The sequence below is a fragment of the Xenophilus sp. Marseille-Q4582 genome (genome assembly GCF_916700565.1).
Lineage (GTDB): Bacteria > Pseudomonadota > Gammaproteobacteria > Burkholderiales > Burkholderiaceae_C > Xenophilus.
Map to the genome: position 1 here is coordinate 240,135 of NZ_CAKAKO010000006.1, position 19,825 is coordinate 259,959.

The window sequence follows — 19,825 nt, forward strand, 5'->3', positions numbered from 1 at the left end:
TGCTCTTTTCAACGGCTGCCGGCCACCGGGTACACACCTTGCGGGCGCCACAGCAGGATGGCCACCATCAGCGCGATGTTGGAGAACAGCGCCACCTTGGGCGCGATGAAGCCGGTGTAATTGGCCATCAGGCCCACCAGCAGCGCGCCGATCAGCGCGCCCGTGGTCGAGCCCAGGCCGCCGATGATGATGACGATGAAGATCAGCACGTTGACCTGCGCGCCCATCTGCGGGATCACGCTTTGCTGGTACAGGCCCCACATCACGCCGCCCAGGCCCGCCAGCGCACTGCCCACGACGAAGATGCCCACGAAGAGCACGCGGATGCGGTAGCCCAGCGACTCGACCATCTCGCGGTCCTGCACGCCGGCGCGGATCAAGAGGCCGATCTTGGTGCGCGCCAGCATGAAGGCCATCACGCCGAAGACCAGGCTGCCCACGACCACCGCCAGCACGCGGTACTTCTCCACCGCCGCGTCGCCCCACAGCCAGGAGCCGCGCAGCCCCTCGGGCAGCGGCAGCGGGATCTGCGCCGGCCCCCAGATCACCTTGATCAGCTCCTCGCCGATGATCATGCCGCCCATGGTGATGAGGATCTGCTTCAGATGCTGGCCGTACACCGGCCGCACGATGAAGCGCTCGAAGGCCAGCCCGACGGCGCTGGCCACCAGCATGGCGACCACCATCGAGGGCACGATGGCCATCAGGTTGGTGAGGATGGATTGCGATTGCGTCCAGTCCCCCATGGCGCCCAGCACGCTGGTGGCCACGAAGGCGCCGAGCGCGATGAACAGGCCGTGGCCGAAGTTCAGCACGTCCATCAGGCCGAAGACCAAGGTCAGGCCCGAGGCGATGATGAACACGATCATGCCCATCGCCAGGCCGGCCACGGTGAGCGTGAGCCAGGTGCTGGGCGAGCCCACCAGGGGCAGCGCCAGCAGCGCGAGCACCGGCACCAGGGCCAGCGGCTTCCAGTCCAGATCCGTCTTGAGGATATTCATAGTGCCAGCCCCAGCAGGCGCTGCTGCAGTTGTGCATCGGCCGAGAACTCGGCCATCGAACCCGCGTGCACGATGCGGCCGTTGTCCATCACGGCCACGGTGTCGCCCAGGCGTTGCGCGAAGTGGATGTTCTGCTCCACCAGCAGGATGGTGACGCCGCTGGCCTTGAGTTCCGCGAAAGCGTCGATCAGGTTGTTGATGATGGCCGGCGCCAGGCCCTTGCTGGGCTCGTCGATGATCAGCAGCTCGCGCGGCTCCACGATGGCGCGCGAGACCGCCAGCATCTGCTTCTGTCCGCCCGAGAGCTTGCCGGCCGGGTGGTTCCAGAACTTCTCCACCGCAGGGAAGAGCCGGAAGATCCATTTCAGCCGCGCCTCGTCCATGTCCTGCGCACGCTTGGCCGAACGCGCGGCCAGCAGCATGTTCTCCTTCACCGTCAGGTCGGCGAAGATGCCCATGGTCTCGGGCACGTAGGCGATGCCCAGGTCGGCAATCTGCGGCGTGCTGAACGCGGTGATGTCGCGGCCGGCAAAGCGGATGCGGCCCTGCGAGGCATGCCACAAACCCATGATGGTGCGCAGCGTGGTGCTCTTGCCCGCGCCGTTGCGGCCCAGCAGCATGGTGAGCTGGCCCTTGGGCACCTGCAGGTCGACGCCATGCAGGATGTGGTACGCGCCGATGTGCGTGTGCACGTCTTCCAGCTTTAGCAGCGCTTCGCTCATGCCGCCTCCTTCGTCACGCCCAGGTAGGCCTCTTGCACCACCGGCGAGGCGATCACTTCGGCCGGCTCGCCGTCGGCCACCAGCGTCCCGTTGTGCAAGACGATGATGCGGTCGGCCAGTTCGCGCACCACGTCCATCTTGTGCTCGACCAGCAGGATGGTTTTGGACTTGTCCTGCTTGAGTTGGCGGATCAAATCCAGGATCACCGGCGCCTCGGCCGCGTTCATGCCCGCCGTGGGTTCGTCGAACATGAAGACCTCGGGCTCCAGCGCCATCAGCAGCGCCACTTCCAGCTTGCGCTGGTCGCCATGCGGCAGGCTGGCCACCACGTCATGCTCACGCGACTTGAGGTTCGTGGAGGCGAGCAGCGCATCGGCGCGCTCGGTCAGCGCGCGGTGGTCGCTCCAGATGCTCCACAGGTTCAGCCCGCGGCGGTGCGGCCCGGCATGCGCCGCCTGCACGGCCAGCCGCACGTTCTCCAGCACCGTGAGGTTGGGAAACAGGTTGGTGAGCTGGAAGGCGCGGCCCAGGCCCGCGCGCGTGCGTGCCGAGGCCGGCAGGCCCGACAGATCGCGCCCGTTCAGGCGCACCCGGCCGGCCGTGGCCTTGAGCTGCCCCGAGATCAGGTTGAAGTAGGTGGTCTTGCCCGCGCCGTTGGGGCCGACGATGGCCGTGAGCGTGCCGGGCTCGAAGCGGCAGCTCACGGCATTCACCGCGACATGCCCGCCGAAGCGGATGGTCAGATCCTGGGTTTCAAGCATGGGTGTCCCGTGCCCGGTGCCGAAGGCGCCGGACAGGCATTGCAACGAGGTGTGGAAGAGGTGCCCTGCTCAGGGCACCCGTGGAACTGGCTCTGCCAGGCCACCGGGTGCGCCCCCTTCGCGCAGCAGAAGGGGGAGCCGCGCAGCGGCCTGGGGGTTGCCTGCCGATTTATCGCTTGTTCCTGATCGGCACGTCCATCTCGGAGGCCTTGATCTCGCGCACCAGCTCCGGCACGCCCCAGGCGAAGGCCGGGTCGTTCTTGATCCGGAAGTGGTACATGCTCTGCAGGGCCTGGTGGTCTTCCTTGCGGAAGGTCATGGTGCCCTTGGGCGTGTCGAAGCTCATGCCTTCCATGGCCGAGATGAGCTTGTTGGTGTTCGTGTCGCCGCCCGTCTTCTTGAGCGCCGTCACCGCGGCCATCGCGGCCGTGAAGCCGCCGGCCGTGAAGAAATCCGGCGGAGCCTTGAACTGCTTGTAGTGCGCGGCCACCATGGCCTCGTTCACCGGGTTCTTGGGGATGCCGAAGTAGTAGTAGGTGGCGCCTTCCATGCCCGGGAACTGCTTGTAGCTGGCCATGGCCGGCAGGATGTTGCCGCCGGTCGCCACCTCGATGTTGTAGCGCTTCAAGTCCAGGTCGGCGATCTTGAAGGGGTTGCCCGCGCCCGCCCACACGATCCAGATGATCTTGCGGCCCGGCTGGTCCTTGAGCTTGTCGATCAGGCGCTGCGCCCCGGCCGTGAAGTCGGTGGTGTTCTGCGGCAGGTATTCCTCATGGACCACCTTGGCCTTCTTGATCGCGTCCTTGAAGGCCTTCACGCCATCGCGGCCGAAGGCATAGTCCTGCGCCAGCGTGGCGATGCTGGTGCCTTCCTTGTCCAGCGCGACGGCGTTGCTGATCGCGTCCTGGCTGGAATTGCGGCCGGTGCGGAAGATGTACTTGTTCCACTTGTCGCCCGTGATCGAGTCGGCCACCGCAGGCTCGACGATCAGGATCTTCTTGTACTCCTCGGCCACCGGCAGCATGGCCAGCGCCACGCCCGAGGAGCTGGGGCCGATGGCCAGCGCGGCCTTGTCGTCGGCATAGGCGGCGGCGAGCTGCGACTTGCCCAGGTCGGGCTTGCCCTGGTCGTCCTTCTCGATGACGACGATCTTCTTGCCGTTGACCATCATGGTGCCGCCCGTGGCGTACTCCAGGCCCATCATGAGACCGACCTGCGTCTGCTTGCCGTAGGCCTCCAGCGGGCCGGTCTTGCTGTAGACGTGGGCGATGCGGATCTCGCTGGACTGGGCAGCGGCCGGCAAGGCTGCGGCCGAGGCCGCGACGGCAGCCAGCGCGATGAGATGGCGACGATGCATGGGAAGTCTCCTGTTCAAGTGTGACCACTTATTGCACAGGCCGTGCCAGGACCTCTTCTCTTTTAATTCAATGACTTGGCACCCCGCCCTGTTCCGATTGTCAAATTTTCAGCCAATTGAATTGCTTGATTTTCAGACATTTGCCCAATCAGCGAACAGGGTTTTCCAGGCGTTCATAGAGCGTCGCGCGCGAGATGCCCAGCAGCCGCGAGGCCTGCAGCTTGTTGCCGCCCGTGTGGGCCAGGGCCTGCGCGATGGCGCGCTGCTCCAGCGCCGCCACCTGCTGCGCCAGTGGCCGCAGGTCCGGCGCGGGGGCGTCGCCCGCGCCTTCGGGCCGCGGCGCCGCCGCGGGCGCCAGCACGTCCACGCCTGATTCGCGCAGCAGCGCGGCCAGTTGCGGCGCGTCCACACGCAGCGAATCGGCGCGCATCGCCACCTGCTCCAGCACGTTGCGCAGCTCGCGGATGTTGCCGCGCCAGTGCTGGCCGGCCAGCAGCGCCAGTGCTTCGGGCGTGAACTCGGGCGGCGCGTCGCCGGTGCGCTGCGCCACGTCGTCGCCCAGCGCCTCGACCAGCGCCGGAATGTCGCCCTGCCGCGCGCGCAGCGGCGGCACGCGGATGGGCAGCACGTTCAGGCGGTAATACAGGTCTTCGCGAAAGCGGCCCTGGCGCACCAGCTCCGGCAGGTCGCGCGAGGTGGCGGCGATCACCCGCGCATCGAAACGCACCAGCTGGTTCGAGCCCAGGGGCTCGATCTCGCCTTCCTGCAGCGCGCGCAGCAGTTTGGCCTGCAGCGTGACCGGCATGTCGCCGATCTCGTCCAGGAACAGCGTGCCGCCGTCGGCGAACTTGAATTTGCCTTCGCGCCCGCGCCGGTCGGCCCCCGTGAAGGCGCCGGGCGCGAAACCGAAGAACTCGGCTTCCAGCAGGGTGTCAGGCACGGCCGCGATGTTCACGCTGACGAAAGGCCCGGCCGCGCGGGGCGACGCGCCATGGATCGCATGGGCCAGCAGTTCCTTGCCCGTGCCGGTCTCCCCCAACAGGAGCACCGGGCTGCTCGACTGCGCCGCACGCCGCGCCTGGCGCTTGACCTCCACCGCCGCCGCGCTCACCCCGATGAAGCTGGCAAAGCTGTGCTTGGCCTGGCGCGTCGGCTCGCCCGCGCGCGTCGCGCGCCCCCGCTGGCTGGCCAGCTCGCGCCGCGCCTCGTCCAGGTCGCGCTGCAGCAGCGCGAACTTGGCCATCAGCGGCTGCAGGGCGGTCTGCGCATGGTCGAAGAGCACGATGCCGATGGCGCCGATCACGCGGCCGTTGCCGTCGGCGGCCTCCTCGCGCAGCGGCAGGCGGCTCACGGCGAAGGTGCCGGCCTTGTTGGTCAGCAGGTCCACCAGCACCGGCTCGCCGGTCTCCAGCACGCGGCGCATCTGCGTGTTGGGAATCACGTCCTCCACCATGTGACCCACAAACTGGTCCACGCGCTCGAAACCCAGCGCGGGCAGGAAGCGCCGATAGCCCTCGTTGATCCACACGATGCGGCCCGTGTGGTCGATCAGGAACATGCCCTGGCTGATGCTGGAGAACAGCTGGAACATGGAGCGCGCCGCGAGCGCGAGGATGCCCTGCGCCTCGAGCGGCAGGCGTGCGCCGTCCGGCGGCAGCGTGAAGGCGGGCGCCAGCGGGGCGGCGGTGGCGGGTGCGTCTGAAGCATCTGGCATGGCGGAATCGTAGTGCGCCGCGCCGCCTCCCGATCCCGTCCACGCCGTGCCCTGCCGCGCCCGGCCGCATGTCCGTCCGCCTAGATCAATCAAACGTTTGATCTTGTGTTTCAATACGCGCCCAGATGCCGACCACCCCCACGCCTTCCCGCCCCGCGACCGGACTGCGCGCACGACGCACGCCGGCCGCCCCTGCCGTGTCTTCCCGGCCGCGCCCCCCGGGGGCCCGCGGCCGCAGCGCGAATGCCGCCACCGCCCTGCCCCGCGTCGCCCGCCGTGCCGCGCGCAGCGACGGGCAGGAGGCGCGCCAGCACCTGCTGCTCGCCGCCCTCGCCCTCTTTGCCGAGAAAGGCTTCGCCAAGACCTCCACGCGCGAGATCGCGCAGGCAGCGGGCGCGAACATCGCGGCCATCAGCTACTACTTCGGCGACAAGGCCGGCCTGTATGCCGCCTGCTTTGCCGAGCCGCTGCGCAGCGACGCCGGCGAGCTGCAGGCGCTGGGCGATGCGGCGGACCTGCCCGCGCACGAGGCGCTGCGCCGCTTCCTCACCGGCTACGTGGAGCCGCTCAAGCAGGGCGAGATCATGCGCCAGTGCACGCGCCTGCATTTGCGGGAGATGCTGGAGCCGACCAGTCAGTGGGCCCGCGAGGTCGAGCGCGACATCCAGGGCCCGCACCGGGTGCTGGTGAAGATCCTGAGCCGGCACCTGGGCGTGAAGCCCGACGACGATGTGCACCGGCTCGCCTTCGCCATCACCGGCCTGGCGATGCAACTGTTCGTCATCCACGATTTCGTCGGCCTGCTGCGGCCCTCGCTGATGCGCGACGCTGCGGGCATCGATCGCTGGGCCGCGCAGCTGGTGCAGTACGCCCATGCGCTGCTGGACGACGAAGTCCGGCGGCGCGCGGCGACGGCGGCGCCCGCGCTTCTTCGCCATGAACCGTGTTGCTGCTTCATCGTCATCGCCGCTGCGCCACCGCGCGCGCGCGGCCCTGCCCACCCTGGCGCTGATCCTGGCCGGCTGCGGCCTCACGCGGCCGCCCGCACAGGTGCAGGCGCCCGTGCCGCCCGCCTGGCAGGCCGCCCTGCCCGAGGCCGCTGCCACCTTGCCCCATGCGGGCTCGCGCGCCGAGCTGGCGCAGTGGTGGCGGGGCGCGGGGGATCCGCTGCTGGCCGAGCTGATCGAGGCCGCACAGGCGGCCAGCCCCAGCCTGGCCAGCGCGGCGGCGCGCATTGCCGAAGCGCGCGCGGCGCGCGTGCAGGCGGGCGCGGCCCTGCTGCCCACGCTGGACGGCTCGCTGAGCGCCAGCCGCGGCAACAGCCTCGGCGCGAGCGGCGGCGGGCTGGGCACGGGCACCGGCGCCGCAGCGGGCACCGGCGGCACGGCCGCGGGCGGCGCCGGCACCGCGCTGCCCGCCCTCACCACCTTGCAGGCCGGCCTGCAGGCAGGCTGGGAGATCGACCTCTTCGGCGGCCTGCGCGCGAACCGCGATGCCGCCGCCGCGCGCCTCGACGCCAGCCAGGCGCAATGGCACGAGGCCCGCGTGTCGGTGGCGGCCGAAACCGCCAACGCCTATTTCGCCGAGCGCGCCTGCACGCGCCAGCTGGCGGTGGCCGAATCCGACACCGCTTCGCGCCGCGAAAGCGCGCGCCTCACGCAGCTCTCGGCCGATGCGGGCTTCACCGCGCCGGCCGACGCGGCACTGGCGCGCGCCGGCGCCGCCGACGCGGCCGCGCGGCTCACGCAGCAGCGCACCCAGTGCGCGCTGCTGCGCCAGAGCCTGGTCGCGCTGACCGGCATGGACGCCGGCACGCTGGGCACGCGCCTGGCCGCCGCGCCGGTGCAGCTCGCGCTGCCGGCGCTGCACCCGGTGGACAGCGTGCCCGCACGCGTGCTGGCCCAGCGCCCCGACGTGTTCGCGGCCGAACAGGCCGTGGCCGCGGCCAGCGGCGAGGTGGGCGCGGCCCAGGCCCAGCGCTACCCGCGCCTGACGCTGAGCGGCAACATCGGCCGGCTGCAGCTGCGCAGCGGCGACTTCCGCCAGACGCTGGACACCTGGAGCGTGGGCCCCGTCTCGCTCACCGTGCCGATCTTCGACGGCGGCACGCGCCGCGCCAATGCCGAGGCCGCACAGGCGCGCTACGAAGAAGCCGCGAGCCAGTACCGCGCCAAGGTGCGCCAGGCCGTGCGCGAGGTGGAGGAGGCCCTGCTCAAGCTGCAGGACACCGACGCCCGCGCCGGCGATGCCGACACCGCCGTGGCCGGCTACGACGCCGCCTTGCGCGCCGCCCAGTCGCGCTACGACAGCGGACTGGCCAGCCAGTTCGAGCTCGAAGATGCGCGCCGCACGCTCTTTGCCGCGCAGACGGCGCGCGTGGCGCTGCAGCGCGAGCGCGCCGAAGCCTGGGTGCTGCTGTACCGCGCCCTGGGCGGCGGCTGGCAGCGCGCGGACGGCCAGGCCCTGGCCGCTGCCGCGGCCCCCTCCCCTGCATCCCTCACGCCCTCCAACCCGCCAGCCCCGGCCGCCCGTCCCTGAGCGCCCGCCAGCGACTTTCTTCCACACGCACCATGACAAGCAAAAAGAAGCGTCTCGTCCTGATCCTCGTCGCCGTGGCCGTGCTCGTGCTGGCGGCCCTGGCCTTCCTGCGCCCGCGCGGCGAGGGCGCGGCCCCTGCGCCGGCACCCGCCGGCGGCGCCACCACCCCCGAGGCGGCGGGCGCGCGGCCCGCGCTCACCGTGAGCGTGGCGCGCCCGCAGCCGGCCGAGCTGCCGATCACGCTGGTGGCCAACGGCAACATTGCCGCCTGGCAGGAAGCCAGCGTGGGCTCCGAATCGAACGGCCTGCGCCTGGCCGACGTGCGCGTGAACGTGGGCGACCGCGTGAAGAAGGGCCAGGTGCTGGCCACCTTCTCGCCCGAAACGGTGAATGCCGACGTGGCCCAGGCCCGCGCCTCGCTGGCCGAAGCGCGCGCCGCCGCCGCCGACGCGGCGGGCAACGCCGCCCGCGCCCGCACGCTGGCCCAGACCGGCGCGCTGAGCCAGCAGCAGATCAATCAGTACCAGACCACCGAGCAGACCGCCAAGGCCCGGGTGGAAGCGGCCGAGGCCGTGCTGGCCGCGCAGCAGGTGCGTGGCCGCAACACGCAGGTGCTGGCCCCCGACGACGGCGTGATCTCCTCGCGCACCGCCACGGTGGGCAGCGTGGTGGCTGCCGGCACGGAACTGTTCAAGCTGATCCGCCAGGGCCGCCTGGAATGGCGCGCCGAGGTCGGCGCCGCCGAGCTGGGCCGCCTGGCCGTGGGCATGAGCGCGACCGTGACCGCCCCGGGCGGCGCCGAAGTGCAGGGCAAGGTGCGCAGCATCGCGCCCACGGTCGATCCGCAGACGCGCAATGCGCTGGTCTATGTCGACATTCCCGACGTGCAGGCCAATGCCGGCGTGAAGGCCGGCATGTTCGCGCGCGGCGAATTCCTCATCGGCAAGAGTGATGCGCTCACCGTGCCGCAGGTGGCCGTGGTGCCGCGCGACGGCTTCAACACCGTGATGGTGCTGCAGGACGACCAGCGCGTGCGCCTGACGCGCGTGCAGGCCGGCCGCCGCATCGGCGACCGCATCGAGGTGCACGGCGAGCAGCTGACGCCCGGGTCGCAGGTGGTGGTGGAAGGCGCCGGCTTCCTCAACGACGGCGACCTGGTGCGCGTGTCGCAAGCCCCGGCAGCGGCCGCATCCACCTCGCCCGCTGCGCCCGCGGCAACTGCGGCACCTGCGGCGCCGACCGCCCCGGCGTCGCCGGCCTCATCGGCTTCCGCGCCCGCAGGCGTGCCGGCCGCCGCCCCTGGCCGCTGAGCCTGCCGCACCGCATGCCCACCCTCACCTGTTTCAAGGGGCCCTGCCCATGAACCTCTCTTCCTGGTCGATCAAGAACCCCATTCCGGCGGCGATGGTCTTCGTGCTGCTCACGCTGGCGGGCCTGTTCGCCTTCAAGCAGATGAAGGTGCAGAACTTCCCCGACATGGACCTGCCGGTGGTGATCGTCACCGCCGCCCTGCCCGGCGCCTCGCCCGCGCAGCTGGAAAACGACGTCGCGCGCAAGGTCGAAAACGCCATCGCCACCCTGCAGGGCCTCAAGCACGTCACGACCACGCTGACCGACGGCTCGGCCACGATCGCGGCCGAGTTCGTGCTCGAGAAGCCCATCCAGGAAGCCGTGGACGACGTGCGCTCGGCCGTGAGCCGCGTGCGCTCGGACATGCCGGCCGACCTGCGCGACCCCATCGTCACCAAGCTGGACCTGGCCTCGCAGCCGATCCTGGCCTTCGCCATCCATTCCGAGCGCATGGACGACGAGCAGCTGTCCTGGTTCGTCGACGACACGGTCGCGCGCCGGCTCATGGCCGTGCCCGGCGTGGGCGCCGTCAACCGCGTGGGCGGCGTGACGCGCGAGATCCGCGTCGCCATCGACCCGGCGCGCCTGCAGGCGCTGGGCGCCACGGCGGCCGACGTGTCGCGCCAGCTGCGCTCGGTGCAGCAGGAAAGCGCGGGCGGCCGCACCGACCTGGGCCACACCGAGCAGCCCGTGCGCACCATCGCCACCGTGGCCTCGGCCGACGAGCTGCGGCGCCTGCAGATCCCGCTGTCGGACGGGCGCCGCGTGGCGCTGGCCGACGTGGCCACCATCGAGGACACCACGGCCGAACAGCGCGCCGCCGCCCTGCTCAACGGCCGGCAGGTGGTGGGCTTCGAAGTGGCGCGCAGCCGCGGCGCCAGCGAGGTGGAGGTGGGCGCCGGCGTGGAAAAGGCGCTGGCCCAGCTGCAGAAGGACTTCCCGCACATCCAGCTCACGCGCACGCTGGACTTCGTGAAGATCGCGGCCGAGGAATACGACGCCTCGATGAAGCTGCTCTACGAGGGCGCCTTCCTCGCCGTGCTGGTGGTGTGGCTCTTCCTGCGCGACTGGCGCGCCACCATCGTGTCGGCCGTGGCGCTGCCGCTGTCGGTGATCCCGGCCTTCATCGGCATGTACCTGCTGGGCTTTTCGATCAACATCATCACGCTGCTGGCGCTGTCGCTGGTGGTGGGCATCCTGGTGGACGACGCGATCGTGGAGGTGGAGAACATCGTGCGCCACCTGCGCATGGGCAAGACGCCGTATCAGGCGGCCATGGAAGCCGCCGACGAGATCGGCCTGGCCGTGATCGCCACCACCTTCACGCTGATCGCCGTGTTCCTGCCCACGGCCTTCATGAGCGGCGTGGTGGGCAAGTTCTTCAAGCAGTTCGGCTGGACGGCCTCGCTCGCGGTGTTCGCCTCGCTGGTCGTGGCGCGCCTGCTCACGCCCATGATGGCGGCCTACATGCTCAAGCCGCTGGTGGGCAAGGAAGAAAAGAACCCGCGCTGGCTGGCCACCTACATGCGCTGGGTGCAGGCCTGCCTGCGCCACCGCATGCTGACCATGGTCGGCGCGACGGTGTTCTTCTTCGCCTCCATCGCCATGATCCCGCTGCTGCCCTCGGGCTTCATCCCGCCCGACGACAACGTGCAGACGCAGGTGCGCGTGGAACTGCCGCCCGGCACCAAGTTGCAGCAGACCATGGAAATGGCCGAGCGCGTGCGTCAGCGGCTGCTCAAGATCGACCACATCCACGACATCTACACCGCCATCGGCGCCGGCAGCGCGGGGGCCGATCCGTTCTCGGGCAACTTCGTCGAAGCGCGCAAGGCCACGCTCACGCTGCAGCTGTCGCCGCGCGGCGAGCGGCCCAAGAAGCAGGTGATCGAGGCGCAGATCCGCGAGGCCCTGCAGGACCTGCCGGGCGCGCGCTTCGGCGTCGGACTGGGCGGCTCCAACGACAAGTACGTGCTGGCCCTGTCCAGCCAGGACCCGCACGCCCTGCGCGAGGCCGCCACGGCCGTCGAGCGCGAACTGCGCACCCTGCCCGGCATCGGCAACGTCACCTCGCTGGCCAGCCTGGTGCGCCCGGAAATCGTGGTGCGGCCCGACTTCGCGCGCGCCGCCGACCTGGGCGTGACCAGCGCCGCCATCGCCGACACGCTGCGCGTGGCGACCATGGGCGACTATGACAACAACCTGCCCAAGCTCAACCTGGCCGAGCGGCAGGTGCCGATCATGGTGCGCCTGCGCGACGATGCGCGCGAAGACCTGGCGCAGCTGGAGCGCCTGACGGTGCCCGGCACACGCGGCCCCGTGCGGCTGGGCGAAGTGGCCACACTGGAACTGGCCGGCGGCCCGGCCGTCATCAGCCGCTACGACCGCGCGCGCAACATGAACTTCGAGATCGAGCTGGGCGCGCGCGGCCTGAGCGACCTGACCGAAGCCGTGCGCCAGCTGCCGGCCGTGAAGAACCTGCCGCCCAGCGTGCGCATCATCGACATCGGCGACGCCGAAGCCATGGGCGAGCTGTTCACCGGCTTCGGCCTGGCCATGCTGACCGGCATCGTGTGCATCTACATCGTGCTGGTGCTGCTGTTCAAGGACTTCCTGCAGCCCGCCACCATCCTGGCGGCGCTGCCGCTGTCGCTGGGCGGCGCCTTCGTGGGCCTCTTGATCGCCAACAAGAGCTTCTCCATGCCTTCGCTCATCGGGCTGATCATGCTCATGGGCATCGCGACCAAGAACTCGATCCTGCTGGTGGAGTACGCCATCATGGCGCGGCGCGAGCATGGCCTGAGCCGCTGGGACGCGCTGCTGGACGCCTGCCACAAGCGCGCGCGCCCCATCATCATGACCACGCTGGCCATGGGCGCGGGCATGCTGCCCATCGCCGTCGGCTGGGGCGCGGCCGATGCCAGCTTCCGCTCGCCCATGGCCACGGCGGTGATCGGCGGGCTCATCACCTCCACGGTGCTGAGCCTGCTGGTGGTGCCAGCCGTGTTCACCTATGTGGACGACTTCGAGCAGTGGCTCAAGCGGCAGTTCGGGCGGCTGCGCCGGCACCCGGCGCAGCCGCAGGCGCAATCCGCGCCGGCGCTCGACGCACAGCCCGGTCCGGCCAGCGGGCACTGAGCCATCCAGCCGAGTGGAGCGGCGCGGCTCAGCGCACGCGGATCGCCGTGCGCTGCAGGTCGGCGTCGAAGACCAGGCGCCCGGGCCACGCCGGCCAGCGCGCGCCCAGGCCGGCATCGTTGGGGTCGCCCCGCCGTGCGAAGGCGCCGAGGCTGCGCATCATGGCCTGGGACAGCGCCTGCCGCCCCGGCGCGTTGGCACGCGTGAACATGAAGCGCGAATACAACGAGGGGCCGAAGTTGCCGAAGACGAAGGGCAGATCGAAGGTGTGGGCGGCGCCGAAGATCTGGTTCAGCGGCGGCGGCAGCCGGTCCCACTCGAACTCGTAGGCCCAGACGGCCTCCTGCCGCGTGCGCAGGGCATTGAGCATGTCGTCGCGGATGGTGGAGAACCACAGCGCATCGAGTTGGCGGGCGCGGGCGTCGAAGCCGGTGCCGGGTGCGTCGACCGGCAGGTAGGCCGGCGGGATCCACTGCGCCAGCGCGGTCTGCGGCGGCGCCTCGGGGTCGTAGCGCGCGGCGAGCGAGAACACGGCGCCGTCGTCGAGCAGGCGGCCACTGGTGCCGCCCAGCGCCGGACTCAGGGCGAAGAGCTGCGGGAACAGCTTGGTCTCGTCGCGCGTGTGGCCGGCCAGCACCGGCATGCGCAGGTACTTGCCCGCGCGCACGGCCGCGATCGGGTCCTGCGCCAGCACCCAGCCATCGGGGATCGGGTTGCTGGCCGCCATGCCGCGCGCCGCGAGCCGTGTGCGCACCACCTGCAGCAGGGCGTCGGGCGACTGGCTGCGCAGCCAGGCCGCGGTGCGCTCGGGGCCGGCAACGGCCTCCCACTGGCGGGCCTGCGTGGCGTCGGCGGCCTGCCGGCCCGCGACCAGCGATTCCAGCACCAGCGCTTCGCCGCGCGCCGCCCAAACCGGGGCGGGCAGCACCGCCGGAATGCCGCCGGGCGGCAGCGATGCCGCGGTCGACAGGCCGCCACTGAGCGCGGCCAGGCGGTGGAACAGCGGCCGGCCGCGCGCCACCAGCATCGGCGAGGTGAGCAGCGCATAGACATTGACGGCACCGGCCGACTGGCCCATCAGCGTCACGCGTTGCGGATCGCCGCCAAAGGCGGGCGCATTGGCGGCGACGAACTCGAGCGCCTTCACGATGTCCAGCAGCGCGAAGTTGCCCGAGTCTTCCTCGCGCCCACCGGTCTTGAGTGCCTTCGCATCGAGGAAGCCGAAGATGCCCAGCCGGTAGTTGACCGAGACCACCACGGCATCCTCGTGCTTCGCCAGCGCGGCGCCGTCGTACACCGGGTCGGCGGTGTAGCCCGTGATGTTGCTGCCGCCGTGCACGAACACGATCACCGGCCGCGGCGCGGCCGGGCGCGAGGCGGGGGTCCAGATGTTGAGGTACAGGCAGTCCTCGTCGCCCACGGTGCGGCCCAGCGTGCTGCCCACCGTCTCGTCGTAGCGGTTGTTCAGGCCCGGGCCGTAGAGGCGCTGGGTCTGCACGCAGGCCGGCGCGAAGGAGCGGGCCGGACGCGCCGCGCTCCAGGGCTGCGGATCGCGCGGCGCGCGCCAGCGCAGTGCGCCGACCGGCGGCTGCGCGTACGGCACGCCCTTCCAGCTCCAGGTGCCGTTCACGGCCGAATCGTCGCTGCCCACCACCGGGCCCGAGGTGGTGCGGCGCTGCATCGCTGGCTCGCCCGAATCGGGCGACGCGCAGCCGGCGAGCCACAGCGCGAGCAGCGCGGCGGCGAAGGCGGGCCACGCGCGGCCCCTGCGATGCGGCGTGCCCATCATTCCGCCGTGATCTGTGCGGCCTGGATGATCTGCGCCCACTTGCGCGTCTCGCTCGCGATGAAGGCGCTGAACTCCGCGGGCGTGCCGCCGCGCAGCTGCAGGCCGGCGGCCTCGGCCTTGCGCCGCACGTCCGCGTCGGCCAGCGCAGTCGTCAATTCGGCGTGGATGCGCGCCACCACATCCGCGGGCGTCCCCGCCGGCGCCAGCATGCCGTACCAGCCGTAGCCGACGACCGTGGGCAGGCCCTGTTCGCGCAGGGTCGGGGCGTCGGGATACAGCGGCGTGCGCTCCTCGTTGGCCACGCCCAGCACGCGCAGCTTGCCGGCCTGGATGTGCGGCACCGCGGTCGAGATCGCGGTGAGCGTGGCATCGATGCGGCCGGCCAGCAGCTCGGTGTAGGCCGGCGCGTCGCCGCGGTACTGCACCACGATGCCCTTGGCGCCGGCGGCGCGCAGCAGCAGCTCGGCCGTGAGGTGTGGGGCCGAGCCGGCGCCGGGCGAGCCGAAGGTGGCGCCCTTCGGGTCGGTCTTCGCATGCTGGATGAATTCGGCCAGGGTCTTGTACGGCGCCTGGGCGTTGACCACCAGGAACAGCGGCGCGATGGCCGTGCTGCCGATCGCGGTGAAGCTCTTGTGCACGTCGTAGGGCAGGTCCTTGTACAGCGCCTCGCCGATGGCGATGGGCGCCGCCGCGTGCAGCAGCGTGTAGCCGTCGGGCGCGGACTTGGCCACGTACTCGTTGGCGATGCGCGTGCCGGCGCCGGCCTTGTTCTCGACCACGAGGCTCTGGCCCAGCCGGCGTGAAAGGAAGTCGCCGAGCACCCGCGTGAGGATGTCGTTCGAACCCCCGGCGCCATAAGGCGACACGAGGCGGATCGGCCGCGCGGGCCAGGCCTGCGCGGTGGCGTTCAGGCTCCAGGGCAGCGCCAGCCCGGCGGCGGCCGAGGCGAGCAGGTGGCGTCGGTTCATGTGCATGGTCTTTCTGTCTCCGTCTTGTTGAAATCGTGCGTCAGATCGGCCGGATCGGCGGGTAGTCGAAGCGCAGTTCCAGGTGCTCGGCTCGCGGCTGGTACAGCCGCAGCACCACGTAGAAGAGATCGCCGGGCGGCGCGGGCAACCAGTTGATTCCCGGGCCGGGATCGTCGGCCTGCAGCCGGATGACGAGGCTGCCGTCGGGTTCGGTGCGCAGGCCGGGGGTGCGGTCGCCGATCGAGTAGCGGTCGATCGGGTTGGCAACGAACAGGCAGTCGCTGCGCCGGTACATCGTGAGGGACCAGAAGGCGTCCACGCGCGGCCCGAGGCCCGGCGCGAAGCGCAGCTCGTAGCACTTCGAGCCATGCAGGGGCTGGCCCTCGACGTCCACCTCTGCCGTCGGGTACATCGCTTCGTCCACGCCCAGCGCGCCGATGAAGTTGCGCGCGATGCGGGCCCGCGTGAGGTGATCATGGCCCCAGTGCGTGCGCACCATCACCGGGATGGCCCAGCCGCCCCCCAGGTCGTGGGGCTGGCCGGCGTTGCGCAGCCGCTTGTACACGGCGGGCAGGGCCTCGGCCAGGGCGTCTTCCGTGGGTGGCCAGTCGAGCGACTCGCCCGCGGGTGGCGGATTGCCGCGCAGCGCCGCGTCGACCGTGGCGCGGTACAGCCGGGCGGAGGGGATGCGCGTGTCGCGGCCGTCGAGGGCGGTGTCCACCCGCATCGCGGCGTCGCGGCCATCCAGGCGCCGCATGCGCAGGGCCTGCTGCAGCGAACGCACGCGCTCGGCATCGGGGCCGTCGTCGTCGACCAGGAAGCGGCCGATCAGCCACACGTCGTGGCCGGGCGCCGCGATGGTGTGCGTCACGTCGGCCGGTACCTCGCCGCGCCAGCCCGGGCCGTGGACCAGCGTGCGCTGCGGGCGGTTGCCGGTCGTGCGCCGGCCGACGTAGGCGAAGGGGTTGGTCCAGGCGTCGAGCAGGCCCAGCGTCCAGTAGCGATCGCCGACGTCGGGCGACTCGATCAACACCGGGCCTTCGGACAGGTCGATCCACGCGTTGCTGTAGACCGTGTCGTTGTTCGGACTCACGACCTCCCGGTCGTCCGGGCCCAGCCGGCGGTGGGTGTGGGTGAACTGGTTGACCCAGCGCCAGGACGATCCGGGCTCGCCGGATGCGAAGCCCAGGGTCGGGTGGCGGCGCGCCGTGGTGGCGGCGCGCATGCGCATCATCTCGAACAGGGGCAGGGTCTGGATCACGGCGGCTTCGGCGGCCGCCGTGGCAAGGTCGGATCGGGTGTCGAGTGTCATCGGGGTGCGGTTGCTGGGGGGCGTCAGGCCACGGCGCCCTGGTGGCGCAGTTCGGCGATCTCGCCGGCGGCAAAGCCCAGCGCGGCGAGCACGGCGTCGGTGTCGGCGCCACAGGCCGGCGCCGCCGGCGGCGTGGCACGCGGCGCGTCGCCGAGGGTGTAGGGCAGGGCCAGCGCCGCGTGGCGGGTGCCGTCGGCGGCCGCTGCGTCGACCAGCATGCCGCTGGCCTGCACGTCGGGGCTCTGCAGCACCTGCGCGTAGCTGCGCACGGCACCGACCACGATCTGGTTGCGGCTGAGCAGCGCCACGCATTCCTCGCTGCTCATGGCCGACAGGCAGTCGCGCAGCACGGCCCGCAGTTCGGTGCGGTGTTGCACGCGCAGCGCGTTGCTGCGAAAACGCGGGTCGGTGATCAGGTCCTCGCGCCCCACGACGCGGCAGAAGCGGGCCCAGTGCTCCTCTGCGTAGGCCGACAGCACGATGTGGCCGTCGCGCGTGGGCAGCACCTCGGCGGCGGGCGCGTTGTTGGGCTGGCCGTCGCCGATGCGCGCCGGCTCGGGCGCACCGCCCAGGTAATCGCACCAGGTCGTGGCCTGCAGGTGCATCGCCACCTCGAGCAGGGAGGTGCGCAGCGTCTCGCCACGGCCGGTGCGGGTGCGGCCGAACAGGGCCGCCAGCACGGCCTGCGCGCCGAGGTGGGCCGCGGCAGCGTCGATGATGGGCACGCCCACCTTCTGCGGCAGCCGGTCCGGCTCGCCGGTGACGGACATGAGGCCGCTCTCGGCCTGCGCGGCGATGTCGTAACCGGGCCGCTCGCTGGACGGGCCCCGGTGGCCGAAGCCCGAGATCGAGAGGTAGATGAGCGCGGGAAAGCGCTCGCGCACCGCATCCGGCCCGAAGCCCAGCGCCTCGATCGCGCCCGGGCGCAGGTTCTGGATCAGCACGTCGCTCTCGCCGATCAGCCGCCAGGCGATCCCGCGGCCGGCTTCGCTCTTGAGGTCGAGCGCGATCGACTGCTTGCCGCGGCTGTAGGCGCGGATCATCGATTCGCCGTAGCTGCCGATGTGCCGGGCCTGGTCGCCCGTGAGAGGTTCGACCTTGATGACCTGGGCACCGAGCTCGGCCAGCACCATCGCCGCGCCGGGGCCCGCGATGTATTGGCCCAGGTCCAGCACGCGCACGCCTTTCAGGGGCGCGGCCGGTTGGGCTCTGTCTTTGTTCGGAAGATGCATGGACAGGACCTTATCCCGGCCGCCTATTCTTGAAAATTCGATAATCGTGAGGGAGTGATCACGATCCGTGATCGATGCGAGAACAGTTCCATGGACCCCACGACCGGGCGCCTCGTGCGCCAGCTTCGGCTGCGCCACCTCGAATTGCTGGCCGTGCTCGCCCAGGCCGGCACCATGCGCAGCGCCTCCGCGCAACTGCATCTGAGCCAGCCAGCCATCAGCAAGATGCTCGGCGAGATCGAGGCCTGCTTCGGCGCGCGGCTGTTCGAACGCAGCCACCAGGGCATCCAGCCGAACGCGCTGGGCGCCGGAGCGGTGTTCCACGCCCGGGCGGTGCTGAACCAGCTGGCGCGCGCCACCGAGGACGTGGGCGCGATGCAGCAAGGCGCGCAGGCCGTGCTGCGCCTGGGCGCGCCGTCCGTCACGGCCACGGTGCCTGCGGCCATCGCCCGGCTGCGCGAGCGCATGCCCGGCGCCGCGGTGCAGATCCGCGAAGGTCGGGTGCAGGAGCTGATCCAGCGCCTGCTGGCCGGCGAGCTCGATTGCGTCTATGGCGCGGTGACGCCCGAGCTCATCACCGCCGACATCACGCCGCTGCTGGAGCCCGTGGCAATGCTGCAGGACGAACTCTGCGTGCTGGCTTCAGCGCCGCCCAAGGGCGCCGGCGTGGGGCGTCGACGCTTGCGCTGGCGCGATCTCGGCGCCGCGCCCTGGGTGCTGCCGCCCAAGGACACGCTGGTGCGCCAGGCCTTTGCAACCGCCTTCCTCAACGACGGCGCGACGCCGCCGGTGCCGGTCATCGAGGCGATCTCGTCCGTCACCATCGGCGCGCTGATGCGGCAGGACCGCTCGCTGCTGTGCGCCGTGCGGCTGGAGCACGCCATGGACGAGATCGCGCGCGGCGGCGTGCGCCGCCTCGACATCGCGCCCAAGGTGCCGCTGCCCTCCTTCGGTCTCTTCTTCCGGCGCGACGGCATGGAGCGCCCGCCGGTGCTGCTGGCCTTCGCCGACGCGGTGAGGGCCGCCGCCGCGCGCCTCGCAGCCCCGCGCCGCGGAACGTGAGCGGAGGCCGGCCGGCATTGCACGGAGAATGGCCCGACCTCCGCTCACTTCCCTCTTGCGCCATGCCCGACCTCCGCCGCTTCCGCGTGGACCCCGACCGCGCCTTCAGCCTTGCCAGCATCGACCCCGGCGCCAAGCCTTTTGCCGAAGGCAGCAAGGAGGAGCAGATCGCCTTGCTCGACACCCTGGCGCAGCAGCTCGACGAGCTGCAGAACCTGCTGCATGCCGAGAACCGGCGCAAGCTGCTGCTCGTGCTGCAGGGCATGGACACCAGCGGCAAGGACGGCACGATCCGCTGGGTGTTCTCGCGCACCTCGCCGCTGGGCGTGCGGGTGTCGGCCTTCAAGGCGCCCAGCGAGGACGAGCGCGCGCGGGACTACCTGTGGCGCTGCCATGCCGTGGTGCCGCGCACGGGCGAGATCATGGTCTGGAACCGCAGCCACTACGAAGACGTGCTGGTGCCGGTGGTCGAGGGCTGGATCGACCAGGATGAAACGCAGCGCCGCTATGCGCAGATCAACGACTTCGAGCGGCTGCTGACCGAGACCGGCACGGTGATCGTCAAGTGCATGCTGCACATCAGCAAGGACGAGCAGCGCAAGCGCCTGCAGGCGCGCATCGACGAGCCGGACAAGCAATGGAAGTTCGCGCTGGGCGACATCGACGCGCGCAGGAAATGGGGCGACTACCAGCGCGCGTACGAGAAGCTGCTGCCGGCCACCTCCACCGCGCATGCGCCCTGGCACGTCATCCCGGCCGACAGCAAGCGGCACCGCAACCTGATGGTGGCGCAGTTGCTGATCCAGACGCTCAAGGGCATGAAGATCGCCACGCCGGTGGGCGATCCGAAGCTCAAGGGGCTGAAGGTGGAGTGAGGGTCA

Annotated in this window: 14 protein-coding genes and 1 pseudogene; 6 read left to right on the forward strand and 9 right to left on the reverse strand. The window is 71.1% G+C overall.

Annotated elements, in window-relative coordinates; all coding sequences use genetic code 11:
• Nucleotides 1-8: 8 nt before the first annotated feature.
• The 5 genes from LG388_RS21270 to LG388_RS21290 all read right to left on the reverse strand — a co-directional run bounded on the left by LG388_RS21270 (nucleotide 9) and on the right by LG388_RS21290 (nucleotide 5,555).
• Nucleotides 9-1,001, reverse strand: coding sequence for a branched-chain amino acid ABC transporter permease (locus LG388_RS21270; RefSeq protein WP_225784578.1), 993 nt, complete (start codon nucleotides 999-1,001; stop codon nucleotides 9-11).
• Nucleotides 998-1,723 (reverse strand): ABC transporter ATP-binding protein, encoded by a 726-nt coding sequence (locus LG388_RS21275; RefSeq protein WP_225784579.1) that lies wholly within the window; start codon nucleotides 1,721-1,723, stop codon nucleotides 998-1,000. The genes LG388_RS21270 and LG388_RS21275 overlap by 4 nt, the downstream gene beginning before the upstream one ends.
• On the reverse strand, nucleotides 1,720-2,484 hold the full coding sequence (locus tag LG388_RS21280) for an ABC transporter ATP-binding protein (protein ID WP_225784580.1): 765 nt from the start codon (nucleotides 2,482-2,484) through the stop codon (nucleotides 1,720-1,722). Before LG388_RS21280 ends, LG388_RS21275 begins: the two co-directional genes overlap by 4 nt.
• A 169-nt stretch (nucleotides 2,485-2,653) precedes the next feature.
• Nucleotides 2,654-3,841, reverse strand: coding sequence for a substrate-binding domain-containing protein (locus LG388_RS21285; RefSeq protein WP_225784581.1), 1,188 nt, complete (start codon nucleotides 3,839-3,841; stop codon nucleotides 2,654-2,656).
• A gap of 148 nt (nucleotides 3,842-3,989) precedes the next feature.
• Nucleotides 3,990-5,555 (reverse strand): sigma-54-dependent Fis family transcriptional regulator, encoded by a 1,566-nt coding sequence (locus LG388_RS21290; protein WP_304956862.1) that lies wholly within the window; start codon nucleotides 5,553-5,555, stop codon nucleotides 3,990-3,992.
• Between the two features lie 125 nt (nucleotides 5,556-5,680).
• Between LG388_RS21290 and LG388_RS26750 the strand changes: the two are divergent.
• The 4 genes and pseudogenes from LG388_RS26750 to LG388_RS21315 all read left to right on the forward strand — a co-directional run.
• Nucleotides 5,681-6,379 (forward strand): annotated as a pseudogene (locus tag LG388_RS26750) (CerR family C-terminal domain-containing protein); the annotation flags it as partial.
• Between the two features lie 112 nt (nucleotides 6,380-6,491).
• Nucleotides 6,492-8,093: an efflux transporter outer membrane subunit gene (locus tag LG388_RS21305; protein WP_225784582.1), complete on the forward strand. Its 1,602-nt coding sequence runs from the start codon at nucleotides 6,492-6,494 to the stop codon at nucleotides 8,091-8,093.
• A gap of 32 nt (nucleotides 8,094-8,125) precedes the next feature.
• Complete coding sequence (locus tag LG388_RS21310; protein ID WP_225785155.1) at nucleotides 8,126-9,403, forward strand: efflux RND transporter periplasmic adaptor subunit; 1,278 nt, start codon at nucleotides 8,126-8,128, stop codon at nucleotides 9,401-9,403.
• A 49-nt stretch (nucleotides 9,404-9,452) separates the two neighbouring features.
• Complete coding sequence (locus LG388_RS21315; protein ID WP_225784583.1) at nucleotides 9,453-12,581, forward strand: efflux RND transporter permease subunit; 3,129 nt, start codon at nucleotides 9,453-9,455, stop codon at nucleotides 12,579-12,581.
• A 28-nt stretch (nucleotides 12,582-12,609) separates the two neighbouring features.
• Here LG388_RS21315 and LG388_RS21320 read toward each other — a convergent pair whose 3' ends face one another.
• From LG388_RS21320 to LG388_RS21335, 4 genes are read right to left on the reverse strand one after another with little or no spacing between them, the layout of a single operon-like run.
• On the reverse strand, nucleotides 12,610-14,370 hold the full coding sequence (locus LG388_RS21320) for a carboxylesterase/lipase family protein (RefSeq protein ID WP_225784584.1): 1,761 nt from the start codon (nucleotides 14,368-14,370) through the stop codon (nucleotides 12,610-12,612).
• Nucleotides 14,367-15,344 (reverse strand): tripartite tricarboxylate transporter substrate binding protein, encoded by a 978-nt coding sequence (locus LG388_RS21325; protein ID WP_225784585.1) that lies wholly within the window; start codon nucleotides 15,342-15,344, stop codon nucleotides 14,367-14,369. Before LG388_RS21325 ends, LG388_RS21320 begins: the two co-directional genes overlap by 4 nt.
• A gap of 34 nt (nucleotides 15,345-15,378) precedes the next feature.
• Nucleotides 15,379-16,650 (reverse strand): DUF1254 domain-containing protein, encoded by a 1,272-nt coding sequence (locus LG388_RS21330; protein WP_225784586.1) that lies wholly within the window; start codon nucleotides 16,648-16,650, stop codon nucleotides 15,379-15,381.
• A 23-nt stretch (nucleotides 16,651-16,673) separates the two neighbouring features.
• The gene (locus LG388_RS21335) at nucleotides 16,674-17,882 is read right to left on the reverse strand and encodes a CaiB/BaiF CoA-transferase family protein (protein ID WP_225784587.1); all 1,209 of its coding nucleotides are present in this window, start codon (nucleotides 17,880-17,882) and stop codon (nucleotides 16,674-16,676) included.
• A 90-nt stretch (nucleotides 17,883-17,972) separates the two neighbouring features.
• On the opposite strand from LG388_RS21335, the gene LG388_RS21340 reads away from it, so the two are divergent.
• Complete coding sequence (locus LG388_RS21340; protein WP_225784588.1) at nucleotides 17,973-18,944, forward strand: LysR substrate-binding domain-containing protein; 972 nt, start codon at nucleotides 17,973-17,975, stop codon at nucleotides 18,942-18,944.
• Between the two features lie 62 nt (nucleotides 18,945-19,006).
• On the forward strand, nucleotides 19,007-19,819 hold the full coding sequence (locus tag LG388_RS21345; RefSeq protein ID WP_225784589.1) for a PPK2 family polyphosphate kinase: 813 nt from the start codon (nucleotides 19,007-19,009) through the stop codon (nucleotides 19,817-19,819).
• The last annotated feature ends 6 nt before the right edge of the window (nucleotides 19,820-19,825 follow it).

Coding starts and splice junctions, on each gene's coding strand:
- LG388_RS21270 (WP_225784578.1), bottom strand. CDS start 1,001: ATGAATATCCTCAAGACGGATCTGGACTGGAAGCCGCTGGCCCTGGTG.
- LG388_RS21275 (WP_225784579.1), bottom strand. CDS start 1,723: ATGAGCGAAGCGCTGCTAAAGCTGGAAGACGTGCACACGCACATCGGC.
- LG388_RS21280 (WP_225784580.1), bottom strand. CDS start 2,484: ATGCTTGAAACCCAGGATCTGACCATCCGCTTCGGCGGGCATGTCGCG.
- LG388_RS21285 (WP_225784581.1), bottom strand. CDS start 3,841: ATGCATCGTCGCCATCTCATCGCGCTGGCTGCCGTCGCGGCCTCGGCC.
- LG388_RS21290 (WP_304956862.1), bottom strand. CDS start 5,555: ATGCCAGATGCTTCAGACGCACCCGCCACCGCCGCCCCGCTGGCGCCC.
- LG388_RS21305 (WP_225784582.1), top strand. CDS start 6,492: ATGAACCGTGTTGCTGCTTCATCGTCATCGCCGCTGCGCCACCGCGCG.
- LG388_RS21310 (WP_225785155.1), top strand. CDS start 8,126: ATGACAAGCAAAAAGAAGCGTCTCGTCCTGATCCTCGTCGCCGTGGCC.
- LG388_RS21315 (WP_225784583.1), top strand. CDS start 9,453: ATGAACCTCTCTTCCTGGTCGATCAAGAACCCCATTCCGGCGGCGATG.
- LG388_RS21320 (WP_225784584.1), bottom strand. CDS start 14,370: ATGATGGGCACGCCGCATCGCAGGGGCCGCGCGTGGCCCGCCTTCGCC.
- LG388_RS21325 (WP_225784585.1), bottom strand. CDS start 15,344: ATGCACATGAACCGACGCCACCTGCTCGCCTCGGCCGCCGCCGGGCTG.
- LG388_RS21330 (WP_225784586.1), bottom strand. CDS start 16,650: ATGACACTCGACACCCGATCCGACCTTGCCACGGCGGCCGCCGAAGCC.
- LG388_RS21335 (WP_225784587.1), bottom strand. CDS start 17,882: ATGCATCTTCCGAACAAAGACAGAGCCCAACCGGCCGCGCCCCTGAAA.
- LG388_RS21340 (WP_225784588.1), top strand. CDS start 17,973: ATGGACCCCACGACCGGGCGCCTCGTGCGCCAGCTTCGGCTGCGCCAC.
- LG388_RS21345 (WP_225784589.1), top strand. CDS start 19,007: ATGCCCGACCTCCGCCGCTTCCGCGTGGACCCCGACCGCGCCTTCAGC.